Origin of the sequence: Desulfonema magnum, assembly GCF_017377395.1 — a bacterium.
Classification (GTDB): Bacteria; Desulfobacterota; Desulfobacteria; order Desulfobacterales; family 4be13; genus Desulfonema_C; species Desulfonema_C magnum.
Genome location: NZ_CP061800.1, coordinates 4,341,544 through 4,364,814, shown reverse-complemented (window position 1 = coordinate 4,364,814; position 23,271 = coordinate 4,341,544). Strand labels below are relative to the sequence as shown.

Below are 23,271 nucleotides of genomic sequence, written 5' to 3'. Positions count from 1 at the left end.
TTTCAAGCCTGATTCAAAATGTGTTTAATTTGTTTCAGTTCCAATGGTTTTGACAAATAGAACCCCTGTCCGTTCTGGCATTTCAGTTCCTTAAGTTTTTTTATCTGAAGCTTGTTCTCTATGCCTTCCGCGACCACATTCATCTCAAGATGACAGGCCAGAAAAATGATCGTCTGTATAATTTTTAAATATTTATCATTATTTATTCCTATTTTACTCACAAATGAACGATCAATTTTCAGCGTGTCAAAAGGAAATTGGTGAAGATAACTCAGAGACGAATGGCCAGTGCCAAAATCATCAATTGCCAAGTGAATGCCCAGACTTTTCAGTTTGTTGAATATCGGAAGCACGGCCTCGGCATTGTCCATCATAATACTTTCCGTAATCTCCAGTTTCAGCCGTTTCGGGTCAAGACCTGATTCTTCTATTATATGCTGAATGTTATCACATAAATCCTCCTGGGTCAGTTGTTTGACGGAAATATTTACGCCAAGTATGAAAGGCATATTCGGCGGCAATGCATTCATATACTCAGCAAGCTGGTGGCAGGCTTTTTGTAATACCCATAAGCCAATTGGCACAATAAGACCGGTTTCTTCTGCAAGCGGCAGGAAGTCCATGGGCGGAATCAGCCCTTTTCTCGGATGCTGCCAGCGAACCAATGCCTCAAGTCCGGCGATCTTATTTGTTGCAAGGTCAACAATAGGCTGATAATGGATTACAAATTCCTGTCGGGTCACGGCTTTTCGCAAGTCGGTTTCCATATTCAGCAAATTCACGGTCCGATCATGCATTCTCGGATGATAGACCTGATATTTTCCGTTTCCCCCGGCTTTTGCCCGATACATCGCTGTTTCCGCATCCTGAATGATATGATACGGGGTTTTATACTCGGGTGCCCCATACACGAGACCTATGCTCAGGGAAATAAAAACCTCATGATTTTGGATATGAAAAAATTCTGAAAAATCCTTCCGAATTCTCTCCACTACCAGGAGGGCATTCTCATTATCCAGAATATCGTCGAGCAGAATAACAAATTTATCTCCTCCGAATCGGGCCACAGTATCCAGCTTTCGGAGATGATGGCTCAGTCTGTCCGCAGCCGCTCTGATCAGTTTGTCCCCCAGCGCATGTCCCAGGTTTTCATTGATTATTCTGAAACGATCCAGATCAATGAACAGAACGGAATACCGATAATCATTTCTTCGCCGCATTCGTTCGATTGCATGGGAGAGGCGATCAAAAAGCAATGTCCTGTTCGGAAGGCCAGTTAATGTATCAAAAAACGCGTAACGCCGAACCTTTTCTTCCATCCTTTCCAGGGTGTCTTTCGGAATTTCCAAAGCGAGGAATTCCTCTGGTTTATTCATTCTGTGCATATTTTCCCCCTCGTTTACACATTACAGTCTTCGAAGTTTCCGATATTGGGAAAATTATTCAGGTAATATTCCCATGTTGGCGAGGCCACAGTTCTGAAATTTCCAAAATCCGGAGGCTTGTCTTATGAACTGACCCGATTTCATTCCCTCACTCCCGGATTTATTCTTATCTTATCGGGAAAGCAGGGGATGCTGATAAACCAGGCTCGGCCATTCCCTGATTTAAAAGCATTTTTGAGAAATATGATCCAAAAGCACTTTCAGTTCCTCTGTTTTAAAAGGTTTTATCATATAAAAGAGAATCTTTTGCTGTCGGACCCTTAATTCCAAATTTTTATAGTTATGGTGAGTCATCGTGACAATCCCGATGTCCGGCCATATCGCTTTAAATTGCGGAATCAGTTCATATCCTTTATAATCAGGTAAATAAATATCAAGCAGCACCAAGTCAAATTTCTCCTGCTGAATTTTTTTTAACGCTGCCTTGCCGGTTTTTGACTTTTCAACCTTGTGTCCCCATGTCTGAATACTTTTTTTCATAGATGTGGCAAAAGAAATATCATCCTCGACAATCAGAATCTTCATGATAAATCATCCTCCTGATTTTTATTTTAAACAAAGCATTCGGACAAAAGTTTTTTTATTTAGTACAGACTCCGAAGTTTCGGAAATCCGAGGGGTGTTACAGTGGCGTATCCCTAGTAAAATATCAGGAAGACCTCCCTGAAGTTCAGGATCTGTTACTCATTTTTGCTTGTCTGCCCGCTTTCCCTGATTCACAGATGCGCCTGTTTATAATTATATACAAGCAAATATCATGCCATAAGAAAAGCAGCACATATTAACGCATTTGAATTTATAAGAAATATAAATCTGAAAGGACAAAGTACGGGGCCGAAGAATATGGAAAGCTGACAAAATGGCAGATAATGATTCGGAAAATACGGATTAACTTATTTAAATAAAAAATAAAAAATGTAAACCTGTCAAAATGTCATAATTTATGACGATTTTGGCTGAATATTATGATAACCTTTATTAACTAATTCAGTTTCATTAAAAAAATTAAGTTTTCATATTGATTACAAAAAAAACATGTAAAACCAATATCGTTCGGCATGATTTTTGCATAGCCGGACGGAAATGCCCGGCATTTCCGCATTTTGGAGAAATTGTTTCCGAAAAACGCCCGGCGGACATTTCGGGATTTCAGTTTTCCGGATATATGAATTCAGTTAGTTACAAATGTATGCAAAAATCGTGCCGAACGGTATTGATGTAAAACAATCTTTCAAATATTATTATTTTTTGTTCCCTTCGACAAGCTCAGGGAACGCATGTTTCCGCCGCCGGAAAACCCCGGATTTCTCCGCTGCCTGTCTTTTTTATCCCGCACACATCCCGGGAACTTTTCGAACGGCTGATATTATTTATTTGAAGTTCTCTTACGGGGTTCACATATGTTGCGGCATAAATTAAACTGCTTCAGTTTTCTGTAAAGCGTTCTTTCGGGCATGCCTAATGTTCTGGCTGTTTTCCCCCGGTGCCAGCGATTTTGCTCCAGGGTTTTAATGATAATCTTTTTTTCAAAGGCTTCCAGACACTCGCGAAGTTTTAAGTCTTCCTGGTGAAAACCTTTTGTTGAAAGAGCGTTTTTATCACTCCCCTGAGGGGTATGAATATTAACGAAATCTATCTGATTTGTTGCCAGATAACGTTTCATCATGTTTTCAAGTTCACGAACATTCCCTGGCCAGCTATGACTCAGAAGCGTGTCGTAAATCTGACCGGAAATTCGTTTTGAGGCTTTGCCGTCTCCATGAAGTTTTAGGAAATGATCCGCCAGCAAAGGAATATCACCCTTCCGATCTCTTAAAGGCGGTATTGTAATAGGAATAACATGAACCCTATAAAAAAGGTCCTCACGGAATTTTCCCTCTCTTACCATATCCGCGAGGTTTTTGTTTGTGGCCGCGATGATACGCACATCAGCCTTTTTGGCCTCATTGGTTCCGAGCGGCGTGTAATTTCCGCCCTCAATGGCTCTCAGAAACTTGACCTGCATATTCAGGGTGAGTTCTCCTATTTCATCAAGAAACAACGTGCCTCCGTGAGCAAGACAAAAGAAACCATGTTTGTCCGCAAACGCCCCTGTGAAAGCCCCTTTCCGATATCCGAAAAACTCACTTTCAAAAAGCGTTTCAGGAATGGCTCCGCAGTTCACCGGCACAAAAGGCTTGCTGTGACGGTTGCTCATGTCATGGATGGTCCGGGCAGCCAGTTCTTTGCCTGTCCCGGATTCTCCGTAAATAATGACATTATCCTCATGGGCCGAAGCTTTCAGGATAATTGCGTAAATTTCCTGTATCACCCGGCTTTTGCCAATGATATGCCCGAATTTGTACTGATTTTTGATACTCGAGGCTCTGAGTTCGATATATTCCCTGTAGATATTTTCTTTTTCTTCTCTCAGAGCGAACTCCCGAAGCTTCACCTCGGTAATATCTCTTACAGTGACAAAGACAGAAGGGACATTTTCCCATCTGACAGAATTTCGATGCCATTCGGTCCAGATTTTCCGGCCGTCTCCGCAAATCACCTGCCCCCAGAATGATCTGAAACTCTCATCTTTTTCAATAGGCTTTTCTGTCTCATTTTTATGTCCGGGAACAGGATCAAGAATCTTTTTGTGAAAATACACCTTGTGATCATCACAAATCAGGGAAAGGAGCGCTGTTCTGAGGAGGTCGTCTTTGGGATAAGCCAAAAGGGAGGCCAGCGCGGTATTTACAAACACCAGTTTTTTATTCTGTATGATTCCGACGCCTTCGGTCACGCTTTCTGCAAGAAGGCGATAATGGGCCTCGCTTGATTTTAAAGCATCCCCGGTTCTTTTTTGTTCGGTACAATCTTCAGCAATTCCCGCAATACGATAAACCTCTCCTTTGTCATTGTATATGGGAAACGCCCGGTTCTTAATCCACCTCACTTCTTTGTCCGACCGGATAATTCGGTACTCCTCATCAAATTTGTTAATTTGCAGACGGTTTCCGAATATTCTGGCTGCGACTTGTCTGTCTTGCGGATGAACAGAATCCGGAAAAGAAGCAGGCGTCTCATAGAGGCTTTGACATGTTTTTCCCCATATTTTTTCATATGCCGGACTGACATAGAGCATTTTTTCTGTTTTTATGTCCCACATCCAAAAGACCTGGTGAATGTTTTCCACCAATTGGCGAAAACGCTCCTCACTTTCCCGCAGTGATTGTTCAGTCACTTTGCGTTCTTCAATCTCTTTTTCCAGTGCTGCGGTACGTTTTGTAACCAGTTCTTCCAACTGACGCCGGTATTTGTTAAGCTCTTCCTGGGCCTGCTTTTGCTCGGTGACATCTATCATACATCCGACCACTTCCAGCGCGTTTCCCGCGTCATCATAAATCAGTCTGCCCCTGTCCTGAATCCAGCAATAAGAACCATCCTGATTTTGCAGATGATATTCAACTTCAAAAGCCCCTTTTTCCACAAGACTTTTATTTATCTGTTTTGTGGCCTCATCAATATTTTCCACCCATTTAAGGGCTTCGTCAATGTCTTCCGGATGAGTGATATTCATCCAGAAATGAGGAAATTTATAATATTTTTCAGGCAGATATCCGTGAATTGTTTCTAAATTTTTACTAATGAACGTGGTCTCAAATTCACAGTTCGGGTCAGCGCTGTAAATAATGGCCGGACTCTGGGCCAGCAAAAATTCCAATCGCTCCCCCACCAGCCGGATTTCTTTTTCCAATTTTTTGAAATCTGTGATATCAACAACCAGCAGTGTGATGGCTTCAACATTGTCTTCCTCCCTGGTGAGCGTCGGCACAATATGAACCAGCCAGTCCAAACCGCCAAGATGATATTCAACACTCTGTTTTTCACCACGAAAGACATTAGCATAAAGAGGTTCAAAAAAATCACACATTTTCGCAGGCCAGACCTCACTGAATCGCTTTCCTAATAAATCAGAAGGGGTTATCCCAATTTTTTTATATCCTTCGCCTCCGGCCAGCATGTAGCGCAAATCCCGGTCAAGCAACGCCACGGTTCCGCTGGGAAAGCTTTCGATCAGTGCGCGAAAGCAGGATTTGTTTTTTATCAGCAGACTTTCAGCGTGTCTGTGTTCTTTGATTTCTTCTTCAAACGCTTGGGCCTGTTCATGAACACGCTGCTCCAATTCTTTATTTATCCGGCGCAACGCGTTTAATTCCGCTATGAGCTGCTTTTTTGTTTTTGCTTCATCTTTCATGGTGTTATTTATTTTGCCGGTTTCATTTGTTTTATTGACTTTGACCCATCAGACAAATGAAACCAACAGCGTTAATTACCTTTTAATACATCAATCATCGTAAACACTTTTCCTTTCGCGCCGTGTTCCACTTTTTCAAACAGGTATGCAACCGCGTCAAGGGTTCCTCTGGCATAAACATCCCGGCCATTTATATTGTGCGAGAACGTAAAATTGACAGTTTTATCATTGGAAACAAGATTGTAGGTGTGCCATCCGTGACCTTTCAGGTGTTCTTCCGGTATGCCCCATACCGTTTTCTGTATCTCAGGATCACGTTCTTTGACAATCGCATCTTCAGAAAAGGGAACCCCCAGTTTGTTAAAATGTTGCACCATTGCTTTGGCCGTTCCGCTGGTGTCTGCTTTTCCTTTCTGATGGCTTTCCTTTATTTCAAGAGAATATCCGTCAAAAAGACCTGGAAATGTGTTTGCAGCGTATTCCATCATGGCCTGGAAGCCGACGATCTGTTTGCCCATGTTCGGCGCAATGACAGCGGGAACGGAACTGGCATTCACCGTGTCTGTAAGAAAGTTTCTGTCACCGCCTGTTGTTCCCATCACAAAAGGAATGCTGTTTTCACAATAAAATGTTGCGTTATTGTTTACAGCCGAAGGATGAGTGTAATCCACGATGATAAAGCTTCCCTTGTTTTTTTTTATATCCGCTATCATCTGGTCCCGCATTTCCGGACGGATAAGCCGGACAGAAAGAGAATTGAGAGCATACTCACTTTGTGTAATTTCCGGTCCGGTAAGTGAATACGGAATCAGTTCAAATTTTTCGTTAGTTGCAGCATGTTCTGCCACATTCACTGCCATATTACCGGGAATACCGTTCACCATGAGTTTGATTGGGTTCATTTTACCTCCGTTATCTGTTACCCGATGATCAAATTTTTTGACCCGGTTCGAACAAAAGGCCTGTCATTCCTGCAAAAGCAGGAATCCGTTTTTGGCAAATGCGGTGTTTCCGAAAGCCGTGGATTCCTGCTTTTGCAGGAATGACAAAAAAAACTTGAACATCGAGTGTTATTGATGGATAAATACCAATGGTATCCTTATTTGATCCAATTATACTATTATCATCATTTGATCAAGATTAACTTGGAAAATCCTGATGATGACAGATTCAGGGAATGCCGCAGTTTCCGAAGCCTGCATACAAAGCTGTGTTTTGAAGGCTTTCTGGTCATGCTGGCGGGGCTGTTTCTACACATGTCCTGTCGGTCATAATGAAACACAAATAAATCCTGGTTATTATTACGGTGCAGGCAGGAACGGGGGGAATCTGATCTGAAAATTTTTCTGCCCTTTCAAATAGCTGTTGATTTTCAGAACATCATGCGTTATCAACATATAGTTTTAAGATAAGTTTGTCAGTCCGGAGTGCCAAAGTTGCACTTTGGCAATATTTTCAATACCTGAAAACATCGGTGTTCTGCCAAAGTGTGATCGGCCAAAGTGCGACCGGCCAAAGTGCGACTTTGGCACTCCGGATAAAAATATACTGATGATGACGGATTCAGGGGATGCCAACAAAGCCCCGCAGGGGCAATATATTTGCAGCATTTATCATGCGGGGCCTGTTCAGCCTTCCCTGAATCCGTTATCATCAGGATAATTTTTTATAATTTCTTACAGTAAAAACAAAACCACAGGGATTTCTGGTAAAAAAGGGATTTTCAGTCCCTTGCCGTGAAAAGCCCCTGCTCCGATATGTATGGCGACAAAAAAGTATTATGCGGTTGCCCGGGGGCATCGTCCCGGGATTTATGATGAATGGTATGGCGAGAAGGGAGCGGAAAGCCGGATCAATGGTTTTCAGAACGCCCTTTACAAAGGGTTCTCTTCCTTAAAAGATGCTGAAGAGTGGCTGTCTCAGTTTAAAAGCAAAGAAGATAAAACCTATTTTTTTCAAAAAAAACAGTCTGTTTCAAAAACAACCTCCGTATCACAGATTAAAAATCCTGAGGTCTCCCCAAAAGCAGATGAAGTAACGATTTACACAGACGGCGGATGTCATAATAATCCGGGGCCGGGCGGTTACGGCGTTGTCCTGATCTATGGGAAACATCGGAAGGAACTGTCAGGCGGTTTTCGGCGAACAACCAATAATCGTATGGAACTCATGGCCTGTATCATGGGGTTAAAAAAATTAAAGCGAAAATGTTCTGTAACCCTTTATAGTGATTCAAAATATGTTGTGAATGGCATCACAAAGGGCTGGGCCAGACGGTGGCAGAGAAATGGCTGGATGCGAAATAAGACAGATCGTGCTGAAAACGCGGATTTATGGGTTCAGCTTCTTGATTTGTGCAATATGCATGATGTCAAATTTGTATGGGTAAAAGGACACGCTGGTAATGCGGGAAATGAACGATGTGACCAACTCGCCACACAGGCCGCTTCACAACCTGGTTTGCCTCCTGATACAGCTTATGAGAATTGAAAATTAAAAATTGAGAATTGAAAGTGGTGCTTTTCAATCCTCACCAGTTTTAAAAAAAGAGGAGAGTATTTAATGAAAGAAGCTGTCATTGTAAGTGCTGTGCGGACCCCTTTGGGCAATTTCAATGGTTCGTTAGGCAATATCGGCGCGACCAAACTGGGCGCGATTGTGATTGAAGAGGCTGTGAAACGGGCCGGCATAGAGAAAAATGTCGTGGACGAAGTCATCATGGGCCAGGTGCTGCCATGCGGTTACGGCCAGAATCCCGCCAAACAGGCCGCAGTTCTCGCGGGTATGCCGTGGGCAGCGGAATGTATTACCATCAATAAAGTGTGCGGGTCTTCTTTAAAAGCTGTAATGCTCGCGGCTCAGGCCATCCAGTTGGGGGATGCGGATGTCGTTGTTGCGGGCGGCATGGAAAATATGAGCCTGGCACCGTATTACCTGGAAAAAGCCCGCTTCGGATACCGTATGGGAGGCGGCCAGCTACAGGATCACATGATCCATGACGGACTCTGGGATATTGTCAATGACTTTCACATGGGCATTTCCAACGAACTTTGCTCGGAGAAATACAACGTCACCCGTGAAGATCAGGACCGATACGGGGCAGAGTCCTACCGACGGGCTTTTGAAGCTGTTCGTACCGGAAAATTCAAAGATGAGATTGTGCCTGTTGAAATTCCTCAGCGTAAAGGCGATCCGCTTCTGTTTTCTGACGATGAATGTCCGAGGGAGACAAGCTATGAAATCCTCTCAAAGATGAAAGGCGCGTTTAAAAAGGGCGGATTAGGAACAGCGGGGAATGCTTCTATTATCAGTGACGGAGGAGCTGCCGTCGTGGTCATGTCAAAAGACAAAGCCGAGGAACTCGGTTGTGAAATTCTTGCAACCATCGGTGCCCAGGCGTCTTACGGCATTGATATGAAATATGTGCTTGTGGCCCCCATATGGGCAATCCCGAAATGCTTGAAGAAAGAGGGCATTTCAAAGGAAGATGTGGACATTTACGAAGTAAACGAAGCCTTCAGCGGTTCCACTGTTGCGATATTAAAAGAGCTTGAACTGGACCCCGCAAAAGTCAACTTGAACGGCGGCGCTGTCGCTCTGGGTCATCCCATCGGTGCCAGCGGATGCCGGGTCCTTGTCACGCTTTTATATGAAATGATCAGACAGGATAAAAAAACCGGACTTGCCTCCCTGTGTCTCGGCGGAGGTGAAGCCGTGGCAATGGTTGTAAAACGATAGACAGTTTTTAATTGTCATACCATTTGCGAAAACTAAGGCGATTTCCAAGAATGAATATATAAGTTCGTAGTTCCGCCTTTAGGCGGTGCCAAATCGCCTAAAGGCGGAACTACAAACTGGAAATCCGGAAATTGCCTAATCTGTTTTATTTGGCAGGTCTGTTTTCGCAATCAGTATCAGTTTTCAGGTTGTCAGCTTTCAGTTGTATGTTTGGCATCCTTCATTTAGTAGTTTACACTTTCAGCTAAAATGAATTTTTTATGTTTTTTTTAATTCATGATAATTTTGATTATTTTTATAATATAAACAACCTATTACAAAAAAAACTACAAATTTTGTAGTTAATTTTAGCTAATCATGTTTGAAGTGTGTAAAAAACTACAAAATTTGTAGATTTTACAATATCTATTTGTAAATATTACTTTTATTTAGCTACAAAATTTGTAGATTGAAAAAAAATGGACTTTTTTTCAAATCACCAAAAGTGTAAAGTACTTTTGGGCAAATATGAAGGATGCCGTATGTTTTCAGCTTTTAGCTAAAAAATACAAAATATTTTAATAAGGAGATAATGATGGAAGTTAAAACATTTGGCGTCATTGGCGCCGGTCAGATGGGAAACGGTATCGCACAGGTTGCTGCTATGAGCGGCCTGAATGTTATTATGAATGACATTAAAGATGAGTTTGTCGAGCGCGGGCTTGCAAATATTACAAAGCTTCTGAGCAAAAGCGTTGACAAAGGAAAAATGACCGGCGAGGAAAAAGACGCTGTTTTGGGAAGAATTAAAACCAGCGTGGATGTAAAAGACATGGCATCTGCTGATTTTGTTGTGGAAGCTGCCACGGAAAACGAAACGCTGAAGTTCGCGATATTTAAAAAGCTGGATGAGATTTGCGAACCGCATGTCATTCTCGCGACCAACACGTCTTCCATTCCCATTGGCAGGATTGCAACTCAGACAAAACGGCCTGAGAAAGTCATCGGTATGCACTTTATGAATCCTGTGCCGGTAATGAAACTGGTTGAAATCATACGGGGCCTTGCGACTTCGGAGGAGACATTCAAAACAACTTGGGATTTGTCCGTAAACTTCGGCAAAACGCCGGCAGAGGCAAATGATTATCCCGGATTCATCGCGAACCGGATTCTTTTGCCGATGATCAACGAGGCAGTTTTTTGTCTGTATCACAGCGTCGGCACTCCGGAAGCCATTGACACTGTAATGAAGCTGGGGATGAACCATCCCATGGGACCGCTGGCACTGGCTGATCTGATCGGCCTGGACACCTGTCTTGCCATCATGGAGACACTCTATGAAGGCTTTAAAGATTCAAAATATCGCCCCTGTCCGCTGCTTCGGAAATATGTTGAAGCAGGCTGGCTCGGCAGAAAAACAGGACGCGGTTTTTATGAATACAAATAGAAGTGAGAAGCATTGAAAATTGAGAATTGAAAATTGAGAATTGAAAATTGAGAATTGAAAACGTATTTCTCTTTTTTCAATTCTCATTTCTCACTCAAAAAAAAGGGGGGGTTATGCCTGCAAAAAAGGCAGATAAAATTGTTCCGGTAGGAAAAAAAATAAAGAAAGTAAGAACGGAAAAGCATATTACGCTTGATCGGGTGGCAAATGAAACCGGTTATTCCATTGATTATCTCAAAGAACTGGAAGCCGGGAAAACAATTCCTCCTGTTGGCACGCTGTTGCAAATTGCAAGGGCACTGGACATAGATTCCGGATTTTTTCTAAGAGAACAGGAAGCCACACTCAAGGATCGCGTGGATCAATATACCAAGCGCACAGATGATTATGCTTATACAACCCTGACCCCGGGCGCGGAAAACAAACATCTGAAAGCGTTCCGGGTGACCATTGATCCTATGGAAAAACACGAAGGTGTAGGGTATTGTCACGAAGGGGAAGAATTCACTTATGTGCTGTCAGGAAAAGTTGAGATTGTGGTCGGGGATAATATAAATCATCTGGAGAAAGATGATTCCCTTCATTTTAATTCGGGAATAAAGCACCAGTTAAGAAATATCGGCAAAGAAACAGCAGAACTGATCGTTGTCATTTACGGGCCGTAAAGGATTGAGAAGTGAGAAATGAGCAATTTTTGTCCAAGTACTTATCTCTGAATTCCCAATTTTTAATTCTCAATTCTCAATTCTCAATTCTCAATTTAAAAAAAGGTGATCTATATGTTTTTTAAGCTTACTGATGAACAACTTATGATTCAGACCATGGTCAGAGAGTTTTCAAGGAAAGTTGTCGCGACCACGGCAGCGGAGCGTGACCGTACCAAAGAATTTCCAGCGGAAAACTTTAAAAAAATGGGAGAACTGGGTCTCATGGGAATGATGGTCCCGGTTGAATACGGCGGCGAGGGAACAGACACGATAAGCTATGTGCTGGCCCTTTCCGAAATCGCTTACTCTTGTGCTTCCACTGCTGTTGTGATGTCCGTGCATAATTCCATTGTTTGTGAAAGCGTAAACAAATACGGAAACGAGGAACAGAAAACAAAGTATCTGCCGCAACTGACCTCGGGAGAGTTTATCGGTGCCTTTGCCCTGACCGAACCCCATGCGGGTTCTGACCCGGTTTCCCAGTCAACAACGGCTGTTCGTGACGGCGATGAGTATGTTATAAACGGGACCAAACGGTTTATTACCACAGGTAAAAACGCGGGGCTTGTCATTGTCACTGCAAAAACAGATGAAGCCAAACGCCATAAGGGAATCAGTGCGTTTCTGGTGGAAAAAGGCACCCCCGGGCTGATTGTCGGAAATATCGAGGATAAAATGGGGCTTCGTGCTTCAGATACCACTGATCTGATATTCGAGAACTGCCGGGTCCCGGCTGAAAACATACTGAGCAAAGAAGGCGACGGCTTTAAAATTGCCATGACAGCCCTGGACTGCGGCCGCATCGGAATTGCCGCTCAGTCGGTGGGCGTTAGTCAGGCTGCTTTGGACGCGGCTGTGAAGTATGCCAAAGGAAGGGAGCAGTTCAACCAGAAAATTTCAAAATTTCAGGGTCTTCGCTGGATGATTGCGGACATGGCCACGGAAATTGAGGCGGCCAGACAACTCATGTTTTCGGCTGCGGCAATGAAGGACAGGGGCGAAAATTATACAAGTCAGGCTTCCATGGCAAAGCTCTTTTCCTCTGAAATGGTGAACCGCATCACCGGAAAAGCCCTTCAGATTCACGGCGGATACGGATTCACAAAAGATTATCCGATAGAGCGGTTTTACAGGGACGCCCGGGTGTTCACCATTTATGAAGGAACTTCGGAGATTCAGCGCGTGGTGATATCCAACAATATTTTTAAGGACAAACGCAAGCCCTGAGCTTATTTCAATATCATGAAATATTTCATAAAAAAAGCGGCTTTCGTATTGAAAGCCGCTTTTGTTTTTTGACAGTGATTTGCGATTTTTCCCAAAATAAAATACCCGAAATATAAAGTGTAGGGTGGGTGGAGCGAAGCGCAACCCACCGTTTACTGAATTTCGGTGGGTTGCGCTTCGCTCCACCCACCCTACAAAAATTGTAACCGCACAGGTCGCATTTTTTGCATCTTTAGGTCATAGTTTTTTATATTGCTAATGTAAGAAAAAAAAATTTTTTGTGTATTAAGAGATTAAGTACCCAGATAAAAATCTTTGTGTATTTTTCATCATATGAAAATATCAGAAAACTTGTGTCCGGATACTTAGGAATGAGCATGAAATAATATGCCCATTTTGATTTTTATATGTTAAAAAATTGCGTAATCCTGTAAAGTGTATTTCAAAATCACTTTATCAAAAGGAGATTATTATGCAACCCTATTCCTTAGAAGTAGAAGAAATCATGCGGCGATACTATGAGAGTCTGAATGAAAAAGACCGCCGGCGATATGCCGGTATTGAAGCTTTGAAATTGGGACATGGCGGACAAAATTATATTGCCAAAGTCTTGGGTTGCAGCAGGCGGACTGTGCGCAAAGGAGCGATCGAAGTAAGCGGCCTGCCCGGACACATCGTAGCAAAACAAATTGGAAAATCTCCTGCTGAATCTTCTGAAATACGTAAAAAAGGTGGCGGACGCAAACAGTATCTGACTGAGCACCCTGAAATAGACGAGCAGTTTTTGAATGTGGTGCGTGAGCATACAGCAGGAGATCCGATGGATGAAAAGGTACGATGGACAAATCTGAGGGAGTGGGAAATCGCGGAGGCTCTGGAAAAAAAATACGGAGTAAAAGTGAGTCGTAACATTGTCCGTCAATTGCTCAAAAAGCATGACTATCGGTTGCGTAAAGCTCAGAAACGCAAACCTATGAAAAAAAACGTACCAGATCGCGACGCTCAGTTTGACAATATTTTGAAACTCAGATCAGAATACCGGAAGGCCGGTAATCCCGTTATCAGCATGGATACCAAGAAAAAAGAATATCTTGGAAATTTTTACAGGAAAGGCCGACTATATAGTATCTGCTGAATTTCTCTTTTTCCTTGATTTCCATGGTGTTATATGGTAATTTTTTATATATGATTTTTCAGGCTCTGAAAGTGTCGGCCGAACTTCTGACAAAATTGTAACATAACAAAGGGTGTAATAAAAATGATCAGAGATAAATTCGAAGAAGCTTTTTCTCCGGAATGGGTTGAAAGAAATATCACATATCCTGCCCACGAACTTGTCGTTCTGCGGAAAATAATTCCGTGGGAAAAAATTGTGGGACGTCTGGCAGGATTTTATGATAAAAACAGAGGGGCTGAGGGAAAGTCTCTCCGGATCATGGTTGCCCTCCTGATAGTTTCCCGGCTCCGCGGACTGAGCGACCGGGAGGTTGTGAGAGAGGTGATGGAAAATCGGTACATACAGTATTTTTGCAATGTTGCGGACGAAGGCCTGCGGACATTCCTTCATCCCTCCTCCCTGTGTGTGTTCAGAAGGCGTGTCGGCGAGGAGGGAATTGCCGCCGTTGAGGAGGAGGTTTTCGGGACACTCCGCCGCGCCGGGGTCATCCGGGGTGATGATGCCCTGACTGATTCGACCGTCCTGGAAAGCGATATCATTTATCCCAATGATGTTCAGCTGATTCACAAGGCTTTCAGAAAAATGAGAGCCTTTGCGAAAATGCACGGCATTCCTCTGTGGTGGGATGACAGGGAACTGAGGAGGCTGTGGCGGGAGTTCGGCCTGGATAAGAAGGGGAGCAGGGAGAAATGGCTGACCGTTTTCAACGGAATGTTTGTCCCCGCCCTGAAAATTTTTCAGGAAAAGGTCGGGTCGCTGAGGACTTCGGGCAGGCGGAAAAAGAAAGCTGTCAGGATGCTCGGGATTCTGAACCTTCTCGAAGAGCAGACCCTGCTGAAGCTTGCCGGGGAGCGGCATATAAACGACCGCATCGTTTCTCTCGACGACCCGGATGCCAGGCCGATAAAAAAAGGAAAAAGTCATCCGGAATGCGAATTCGGAACAAAGGTTCAGATGACGTTCGACCGGGACGGTTTTCTGATCACCGTTGAAAACTTCATCGGAAACCCCTCCGACAAAATTCTTTACGGCGACACTCTCGATCTTTTTATAAACCGGATGAAAAAATATCCGGATACGGTGGTCACCGATCTCGGATATCGGAGTTTGAAAAACCTTCAGAACACACCTTCGGAGATCGGTCATGTTTTCATGGGGCGCAGCGACGACGTGGCCGAAGATAAACAGGACTTCTGTTGCGGTGCCCGTTCCGCCACGGAAGGGTTTATTGCCGTGGCCAAAAATCTTCGCGGCTTCGGCCGCAGTCTCTGGCACGGACTGAAGGGACATCGGATATGGTCTCTCCTCTGTCAGACGGCCTCCAATCTTAAAAAATTCCTTCAGCTGTGGTTTGCTGACAAGATTGAAGAAGAAAGTATGACAAAGCTCGGCCTTGCCTGATTTGGCCGGGCTTTCGGAAACCTGATCTTCTCTCCCGATTCGAAATCTGATATTTCGAAAAGAGGAGAAGTATGTCCGGAAAATAGGATTTTCAGCAACTTTTTTCCAAAATCTTGAAAAAATCATTCGCAACACCTTAAATCGAAAATTTCAAAATGCCATATCGGAGATATGGCAACCTATCAGGTAATCTGTTGAAAGAGAAATTCAGCAGATACTATATACGCTGGAGGAATTGCAAGTTTTCGATCATGATTTTACAAGTTTTGCCGAAGGTGTCATAATTCCGCATTGTTTTTATGACCTGCGACTCAATATCGGGTATGTTCAGGTGGGAACAAGTCATGATACCAGTGAATTTGCCTGTGACAGTTTCCGTCATTGGTGGTATGGTTACGGTTGCCGAATATATCCAAATGCCACGTCAGTTTTGATATTGTGCGATGGTGGCGGCAGCAACAGTTCCCGACATTACCTTTTCAAACAAGATTTACAAATTCTGGCGGATGAAATCGGGATTGAAATCCGAATCGCTCATTACCCGCCCTATTGTTCCAAATTTAATCCGATCGAACATCGCCTGTTTCCTCATATTACTCGTGCGTGTCAGGGAGTAATCTTTTCAAGTTTGGAGGTGGTGACTGATCTGATAGCCAAAACACATACCAAAAAAGGTTTAAAAGTCTTTGTCCATGTTATTGATAAAGTCTATGAAACCGGTCGAAAAGTTGCTGAAACTTTTAAATCAGAAATGCGAATTGTATTCGACAAAATTTTACCCAAATGGAATTATCGTGCAATTCCAATAAATTAAAATGGGAAAGTTATTTAATACCGATTCCTTAACGTCAGCAGACATTAACTTTAACTGAGTACAACCAGATAAAGCCAAACCCACCGTGAGATGGGGACGGAAAGCTTCGGGTCTCAGCAGAGACAGCCGGGTTGCCTGGAAAGGGGCAACCCGGCTTTTTTTATGGGAGGAACTATGAAAAAAATGTTTTTCAGGATATCCCTGCTTTTTCTGGCCTTATGCTTTTTAACTGAATCACTGGGGTATCTGACGCATCAGCTTTATCAGTTCCTGGGAGTGTTCTTTCTTACCTTATATGGTTTAATCCGCTATCCTTTGGGAAGCAAAATCGAAAACAGGGAGATGTTTTTCACGGGATCTGTTTTGCTGATCATCTCCGTGTTTTTCTTTCAGGGAGAAATTATTTATCGCGTCGGAGGCACGGTTTTCTTCCTGTGTTCGCTGTGGCTTCTTCTCAGAAGCAAAAACGCTGAACAAGGCGGGCTTTTCCCCCTCATACTCACGACAGTGTTCTATTTTTATTTCTTACTCTTTTATCTTTATTCCCCTCCTTTCTGGTATGCTGTAAAACAATTCTCCCTTTCATTTTCAACCCTGATCAGCAGATTTTCCGGTGATCCGGTTATTTTTTCCTCCACTTATCTGGGGATACCGATTATTATCCTTTTCCTCATCTTCATCATGGTTTCCTTTTTCTGTTCCGTAAAAAAAGAATGGAAGCTGTTTTTGCTCTCATCGTTCCTGCTGATTCTTATGAACGGCCTTTATCTGATTTTGGCAGGAAAAATGCCTGCCTTGTCAGCCCCTGTCCTGAAATTTCTTGAAACGGAAAATCATTTTCTGAAGGTGTTTCTGACATTTCTTTTTGAGGAAAATTATCCGCTTCCCCGATACAACTACTTAATGAATTCACCCATCCTCTTGTTTGTACTCTGCCTGATTCCGCTTTATCTGATACTTTTAAAAAGAGATTTTAAAGACTTTTCTTTTGAATTCATACAAATAAAAAAGCTTTTCCCGTTCCGCTCGGCCCGAAAGTCCGAATCAGAACAGTCCCTTCCGGATTTGGAAATCTCACAGGAGCAGCCAAGCGGAAATTTTATTTCCTATGTGATAAAAAAGAAATACGTTTTAATGTTTCTGTTTTTAATCGCTGCTGCAACGTCAATGCTGGTGACTGACATGCCAGGCAAAACCTCGCCCAAAAAAGAAGTCATTCTCTACAAAGAAGGCTTTCTCAACTGGTCCGTCCCGGATTTTAAAAATTTTGGTTCGAGAAGCGCGGGCATGTTCGGTAATTTGCCCGGGTTTCTGAGGGCAATGGATTTTTCTCCGCGCATGGCAGGAACGCTTTCCACGGAGGTTCTGAAACATGCCCAAATCCTTGTCATGATCAATGTTGACAATCAGCTTCCCCGGAATGAGACTGAGGCGATCTGGGATTTTGTGGAAAAAGGCGGTTCACTTTTAATCCTCGGAGAACACACATTTTACAAACATGGCACAAAACGGGTCATTTTTAACGATATTCTGGAGCCATTTCATATTTCTGTTAATTTTGATTCCGCGGACTGGTTTGTCGGGGGCTGGCTTCATTCTTACCAGTATGCGTCCCATCCCATAACCTCCGGGATGAGAGATGATATGAATGACACAGGCATTGTCATCGGCGCATCTCTCCGTATTGAACCGCCGGCTTTTCCCATTGTCATTGGAAAATACGGGTACTCAGACCCCGGAGATACATCTGCCGAAGGCTCCAGAGGCTATCTGGGCAGCCTTAATTATGAACCCGGAGAACCATTGGGCGATGTTGTCTTATGCGCGGCCCAGCATTATGGAAAAGGAAAACTCCTTGTTTTTGGCGACACATCCGGTTTTGTCAATGCCATCATGGTTAAAAATCCGGATTTCATCAACCGGGTGTTTACCTGGCTTGCAAAGGAGGACTCGCCAAAATCCCATTGGCTCAGGCTGATCTTAGCCTTTATATTTTTTGCCTTTGCACTGTCAGTCTGCATAGCTGAACGCCCATCTCCTTTTACGCTGATTCTTTCAACAGCATTGTCTCTCGCCATCATAGCGGCTGCAAATACATGGAAGCAACATGACGCTCAGACAGACATTTACGGAAAAATTGCCTATATAGATGTTTCTCACGGAGAACGGTTTTCGCCGGAATCCTGGAATGAAAACGCGGCCATGGGACTTTATCTCAATTTTATGAGAAATGGCTATCTCACTTTTTCACTGGAAACATTTGAAGACAGAAAATTAAACACAGCAGATTTTCTGGTGCTGATTGCTCCGTCTCAGCCATTTACCCCAAAAGAACTTGGGCGGATCAGAGAATTTGTTTTCAGCGGGGGAAACCTCATCCTCACGGTGGGCTGGGAGGAAAAACACGCATCTGAAGCCTTAATGAAACAATTCGGGCTGTCCCTTGATTACGTGCCTTTGGGTCGGTTTTTCAGCGTTATTCCCCATTTCAAGCAGAAAGTAAGATTTTCAGAAGCATGGCCGGTAATCAGCTCTGACGGAAAAGCTGAAATTATCGCGTCTTATGAAAAATTGCCTGTTATTATGAAAAAACGATACGGAGAAGGTCACATCGTCTTAATCGGAGACTCCTCCTTTTTCTGGAACAACAACCTGGAAATGGAGAAAAGCCATGTCCGGGAAAATATTGAATTCTTAAAATGGCTGGTTGGAAACTTGAAACTTGAAACTTGAAACTCGGAACTCGGAACAAGCATCAAGTTTCAAGTTTCAAATTTCAAGTTTCAAACATAGGAGGTACGCATGATGTTTCTTGTGTGGACAGGTCTTTTTTGTCTTTCTTTTACATGGCTTTTTACACTGAATCTTTACACGGTTGAGAGTGGTGTGTGGTGGGCTGTGCTTCTGGGAGTGGGAATATTGTGTAATGCGGCGGCGTTTGCTCGGAGGACTGTTTTTAAATCGTTTGATAAAAAATACCTCCTTATGTGTGTTCCTTTGCTCCTGACCTTATTTATTCTGCCTTTTCCTTACCACTTGGGCGTTATTGTCACACTTGCCGGGATTGTCATTCTGGTGTTGTGTATAAGATTCCCTGTGCTTGCCGGTCTGGGGTATGGTGCTATTTTCAGCGGTATGATTCTTCTGCTGCAAAGTCCGTCAGGATATCTTTATACGACATTTACCTCCTACTCCCATTATTTTTACTGGCTTGATCCGGTGTTTTATAACATCTTCAAGTTCTTTAATTTAAAAGTCTCCTACAGCCAGGATACGTTTTATATTCTCACGATTAAGGATATGTATCCGTTTCCCACGACTTGGGAAAAACTCGCCATGTTTCCGCTTCTTAATATCCTGATGGGAAGCATAGTGGTTTTTTACGCTTTTTCCGAAAACAGACGCGGTGTCCGAGATTTTATGAAACTCTTGTTATCAGGAACTGGCTTTATTGTGATACGATATGTTTTTATGATACTGCTTTTCCTGTATCTGATGACATTTGTTGAACACGGCGAGGAAATATGCAGAATTGATATTTTCTGGGATATGAGGGTAACCTTACTGACCTTTCTGCCCTTCATCCTGATCACCGCCATACTCATTTCCCTCAAAACCGAAGCCCGGTTTCAAGTGTCAAGTTTCAAGTTTCAAGTTTCAAGTTTCAAGTTTCAAGTTTCAATTGCATTGGCCTTGTTTTTCCTGGGGCTGTCGTTCGGATTTCAGGACCCGGGGGAACAAAAGAATGGCAGGGTTATTGTGGATGAAAGCCACAGCGAATGGGAGAAAAGCACAAAAAAGATGGATACAGAGTGGTATGGAAATGAATCCGGGTATAATTTTTATTGGCTTGCCGAATTTATAAACCACCATTTTCCTCTGACACGAAATTTCAGAAAAATCACTCCGGAGCTTCTGTCAGATTGTGATATCCTCATAATAAAGACACCGACCAGCGCATTTTCTCCTGAAGAAGTCAGAAGTGTCAGGGATTTTGTCTTAAAAGGAGGAGGACTGTTTCTCATCGGCGAGCATACCAATGTTTTCGGAACTGGCACTTATATTAATCCCATTGCCGAGGAGTTTGGTTTTTCTTTCCGATATGATGTGATTTTAGACATTGAAAGAAAATTTGAGCAACTTTATGAACCCCCGAGGCTGTTGCCGCATCCGGTGGTTCAGAACATGCCTTATTTTGCCTTCAAAGTATCCTGTTCAATTCAGCCTGTATCCTCAAAATGTGAAAACGTTATTCTTTCCACAGGTCTTAAATCCCAGGATATTTATTACCCCAGCGGCAATTTTTATCCTCCGGTGAAGAATCACACAGACATTCCCTTTGGAGCTTTTATGCAAATGACAGGCGTCAAAGCAGGAAAAGGCCGGGTCCTGGGCTTCACAGACAGCACCTCTTACTCCAATTTTGAGGCATTCATTGAAGGAAAGCCGGAGCTGATGCTGGGATCTCTCACATGGCTTAACCGGAAAAACAAATGGAACAATCTCAACATTCTGTTTCTTATCCTTTTCGGAGTCTGCCTCGTCTCAGGAATCCAAAAACTCGGAAAGGAAGACCAATTATCAATTATCAATTATCAATTATCAATTCCCCTGGTCGTATTTGGCGTGTTTTTCTTTTCCCTGGCATTGGCCATGTGTGGGTTTCTGTCTCGGAAAGCCTATCCGCTTCCCCGGCCTGTGACACCATATACAAAAGTGGTTTTTGAGCAGGAACACGGAGATTATGAACTTCCCTTGAAAGGATTTACCAAAGAACACAAGAAGAGCTATGAGGTTTTTTATCTTTGGGTGCTGCGGGCGGAATGCTATCCGTTTACAGGTAAGACGCTGAAAAAAGACCTCTCGGATGAGACCGATGTTCTTGTTATCATAAACCCATACAAAAACTTTCAGCCGGATGAGGTGTCCGGTATAAAGAATTATCTCCGTAAGGGCGGAAAGGTTCTCCTTGTGGACGGGAAGCGCAATAAGAATTCTACGGCCAATGAACTTCTTGAGCCGCTGGGCATGAAAATTAATCAGAAGCGAAAAGCAACATTGCCCGTCCCATACAGTTCATCAATCTACCACAGGCAATCCGCCAGAAATGATGCCCTGACTGTGGAAGGCGGAACACCGCTGCTTTATTCATCAGAAGGTTCGCCCATTCTTTCTGCTGCCAGGGTCGGAAAAGGAATGATCGCTGTGGCGGGATTCTCGCAGCTCTTTGTCAACCCGAACATGGGCGGAAGTTATCGCGTAAAACCGGACCAACGGCTCAGAGCAATCTATAATCTGGAATTCAGTCTTATCAGGGGACTTGCCAAAGGAGATTTGGAAACTTTGTTCAAGGCTCAGACCGAGAGATCAGTCTCCCGTCTGAAAGCTCAGATACGCATTGATGTTCCGAATTCGAATATCATCAGGTAGTTAAAAAAACGGGTAATGTTCTAAAAGTGGAGCTGAATTTTTTAACCCTCTGAATCAATTTGGCAAATATCGGAACAAGTCCAGTTTTAGAACACCACCAAAAAACGCACATAAAAAAGCCGGGTTTTTCGCCCCCCGGTCATAAAAATATTTTCAGATAAAAAACCCGGCTTTTCAAAATGTATTTTCACGGTAAAGTGATATTATTTACACATGATGATCAGGTTTTTCTGACCCGATTCGAACAAAAAGCTTGTCATTCCTGCGAAAGAAAGAATCCGTTTTTGGCCGATGCAGTGTTCCGGAAGCTGTGGATTCCTGCTTTCGCAGGAATGACAGAAAAAAACTTGAACATCGAGTTTACAGGGAAAATCAAAGATGAAACGAACAATATTTATAACTTTGTTGGTGGTCGCACTGATGGCAATTTATAAGCATCAGCACATCCGACCGGTTGATGACCCAAAGGATTCGCCGCTGTTTCGTGAAACGCTGAACAGGAGTTTAAACAAATTTAAGCAAGATGAGATACACTTTAATAAAAACGATGTAAGAGGTGAGGATAAAAATATAAAACCCCGGGCGCGGCCTTTGGCCCGGATTCAGAGAAAAAATGACATAAAAAATATCGCTCCTCCCCAGAAAGGCCCGGATACTGCGCGGATAACCTTTGTGGTATTCACCGACTTTAAATGTGTCCATTGTTCGGACTGGGCAAAAACGCTGGATGAAATTATGAAAGCATTTCCCAATGACGTAAGGCTGATTTTCAAAAATTTTCCTCTCCGGTTCAGCAAAGATTCCGAACTGGCCGCGAAGGCAGCTCTGGCTGCGAGAGAGCAGGGCAAGTTCTGGGAAATGCATGATCTGCTGTTCAAAAATCGGGACGCCCTTGAAAGAGAAAATCTGATTACCTATGCCCGAATTTTGGGGATGAATGTCTCTGAATTTCAGAAATCTTTGGAGAAGAAGGCATTGGCAGACATCGTACAGCAGGAAAGAACAGAGGGAGAACGCTTAGGAATTGAGGGAGCCCCTACGAGCTTTATTAATGGAAAAAGAATTACAGGAGCCAAGCCATTTTCTTATGTCAAAAAGCTGATTAAAGATATAACTGGAGGAACAAAATGATTAATTTTATTTTTCTCGTTCCTCGTTTTCTCATTTTTCTCGTTCCCACGCTTTGCGTGGGAATGCAGAGGAGACGCTTCGCGTCTCGTGCATTCGTGAGCGGTGCGAAGAATCGCCTGCCCCTTTCTTATTTTTTTGCATTCCTCCGTCAGCGGGGAGACCATATTTTCCGGACGCGAAGCGTCCGCACTGCATTCCCACGCGAAGCGTGGGAACGAGAAAAACGTGGGAACGAGAAACGAGAGAAATTTTTTGAAAGAAAAGGTGAGTTATGTATTTTTTTCACATTCCAGGACAGACGAACAAATTTGTCATACAACGGGTGAAACAACAGAATAATCTGTCAGAATAATCAGTTAAAAATAAGGATGCAAGACAGGTTATGCGATTGTTTCACCCATCCCGATCAGAACTATCTCAAGAAAAAATTTTTTTTATCTATTACAACATAGTCCGTCTAAATCACTTACTTTACCTGCCCGCTTTTTGTGCCGCCTCCGACTGCCCTCCGACATGCTCACCGCACCATGTTCCCTGAGCTTGT

General features: G+C 43.3%; 17 protein-coding genes and 1 riboswitch. Of the genes, 13 read left to right on the top strand and 4 right to left on the bottom strand.

Annotation, left to right across the window (positions count from 1 at the left end):
• Positions 1-2: 2 nt before the first annotated feature.
• From dnm_RS16720 to dapB, 4 genes are all read right to left on the bottom strand, one after another.
• Positions 3-1,385, bottom strand: a complete 1,383-nt coding sequence (locus dnm_RS16720; RefSeq protein ID WP_207678056.1) for a putative bifunctional diguanylate cyclase/phosphodiesterase — start codon at positions 1,383-1,385, stop codon at positions 3-5.
• Between the two features lie 222 nt (positions 1,386-1,607).
• Positions 1,608-1,970 (bottom strand): response regulator, encoded by a 363-nt coding sequence (locus tag dnm_RS16715; RefSeq protein ID WP_207678055.1) that lies wholly within the window; start codon positions 1,968-1,970, stop codon positions 1,608-1,610.
• An 841-nt stretch (positions 1,971-2,811) separates the two neighbouring features.
• The gene (locus dnm_RS16710) at positions 2,812-5,676 is read right to left on the bottom strand and encodes a sigma 54-interacting transcriptional regulator (protein ID WP_207678054.1); all 2,865 of its coding nucleotides are present in this window, start codon (positions 5,674-5,676) and stop codon (positions 2,812-2,814) included.
• A 71-nt stretch (positions 5,677-5,747) separates the two neighbouring features.
• Positions 5,748-6,578, bottom strand: coding sequence for a dihydrodipicolinate reductase (dapB, locus tag dnm_RS16705; RefSeq protein ID WP_207678053.1), 831 nt, complete (start codon positions 6,576-6,578; stop codon positions 5,748-5,750).
• A 541-nt stretch (positions 6,579-7,119) separates the two neighbouring features.
• Here dapB and dnm_RS16700 point away from each other — a divergent pair.
• From dnm_RS16700 to dnm_RS16640, 13 genes are all read left to right on the top strand, one after another.
• Positions 7,120-7,338, top strand: coding sequence for a hypothetical protein (locus dnm_RS16700; protein WP_207678052.1), 219 nt, complete (start codon positions 7,120-7,122; stop codon positions 7,336-7,338).
• A gap of 99 nt (positions 7,339-7,437) precedes the next feature.
• On the top strand, positions 7,438-8,166 hold the full coding sequence (rnhA, locus tag dnm_RS16695) for a ribonuclease HI (RefSeq protein ID WP_207678051.1): 729 nt from the start codon (positions 7,438-7,440) through the stop codon (positions 8,164-8,166).
• 72 nt (positions 8,167-8,238) lie between these two features.
• Positions 8,239-9,414 (top strand): acetyl-CoA C-acetyltransferase, encoded by a 1,176-nt coding sequence (locus dnm_RS16690; RefSeq protein ID WP_207678050.1) that lies wholly within the window; start codon positions 8,239-8,241, stop codon positions 9,412-9,414.
• Positions 9,415-9,988: 574 nt separating this feature from the next.
• Positions 9,989-10,840 carry a 3-hydroxybutyryl-CoA dehydrogenase gene (locus dnm_RS16685; protein WP_207683697.1) on the top strand — a complete coding sequence of 284 codons (852 nt, stop codon included), beginning with the start codon at positions 9,989-9,991 and terminating at the stop codon, positions 10,838-10,840.
• 113 nt (positions 10,841-10,953) lie between these two features.
• Positions 10,954-11,505, top strand: a complete 552-nt coding sequence (locus tag dnm_RS16680) for a helix-turn-helix domain-containing protein (RefSeq protein WP_207678049.1) — start codon at positions 10,954-10,956, stop codon at positions 11,503-11,505.
• A 114-nt stretch (positions 11,506-11,619) separates the two neighbouring features.
• Positions 11,620-12,774 carry an acyl-CoA dehydrogenase gene (locus tag dnm_RS16675; protein ID WP_207678048.1) on the top strand — a complete coding sequence of 385 codons (1,155 nt, stop codon included), beginning with the start codon at positions 11,620-11,622 and terminating at the stop codon, positions 12,772-12,774.
• A 472-nt stretch (positions 12,775-13,246) separates the two neighbouring features.
• Positions 13,247-13,909 carry an ISAzo13-like element transposase-related protein gene (locus dnm_RS16670; RefSeq protein WP_207678047.1) on the top strand — a complete coding sequence of 221 codons (663 nt, stop codon included), beginning with the start codon at positions 13,247-13,249 and terminating at the stop codon, positions 13,907-13,909.
• A 123-nt stretch (positions 13,910-14,032) separates the two neighbouring features.
• On the top strand, positions 14,033-15,352 hold the full coding sequence (locus dnm_RS16665; RefSeq protein WP_207678046.1) for a transposase: 1,320 nt from the start codon (positions 14,033-14,035) through the stop codon (positions 15,350-15,352).
• Positions 15,353-15,557: 205 nt separating this feature from the next.
• Positions 15,558-16,166, top strand: coding sequence for an ISAzo13 family transposase (locus dnm_RS16660; protein ID WP_337833618.1), 609 nt, complete (start codon positions 15,558-15,560; stop codon positions 16,164-16,166).
• Positions 16,167-16,229: 63 nt separating this feature from the next.
• Positions 16,230-16,305, top strand: a riboswitch (cyclic di-GMP riboswitch).
• 35 nt (positions 16,306-16,340) lie between these two features.
• A complete protein-coding gene (locus dnm_RS16655) occupies positions 16,341-18,899 on the top strand; it encodes a DUF4350 domain-containing protein (RefSeq protein WP_207678044.1) in 2,559 nt (852 codons plus the stop codon).
• Between the two features lie 69 nt (positions 18,900-18,968).
• Positions 18,969-21,596 (top strand): motility-associated ABC transporter substrate-binding family protein, encoded by a 2,628-nt coding sequence (locus dnm_RS16650; protein WP_207678043.1) that lies wholly within the window; start codon positions 18,969-18,971, stop codon positions 21,594-21,596.
• A gap of 378 nt (positions 21,597-21,974) precedes the next feature.
• Positions 21,975-22,727, top strand: a complete 753-nt coding sequence (locus dnm_RS16645) for a DsbA family protein (protein ID WP_207678042.1) — start codon at positions 21,975-21,977, stop codon at positions 22,725-22,727.
• Positions 22,724-23,053, top strand: a complete 330-nt coding sequence (locus dnm_RS16640; RefSeq protein ID WP_207678041.1) for a hypothetical protein — start codon at positions 22,724-22,726, stop codon at positions 23,051-23,053. The genes dnm_RS16645 and dnm_RS16640 overlap by 4 nt, the downstream gene beginning before the upstream one ends.
• Positions 23,054-23,271 lie beyond the last annotated feature (218 nt).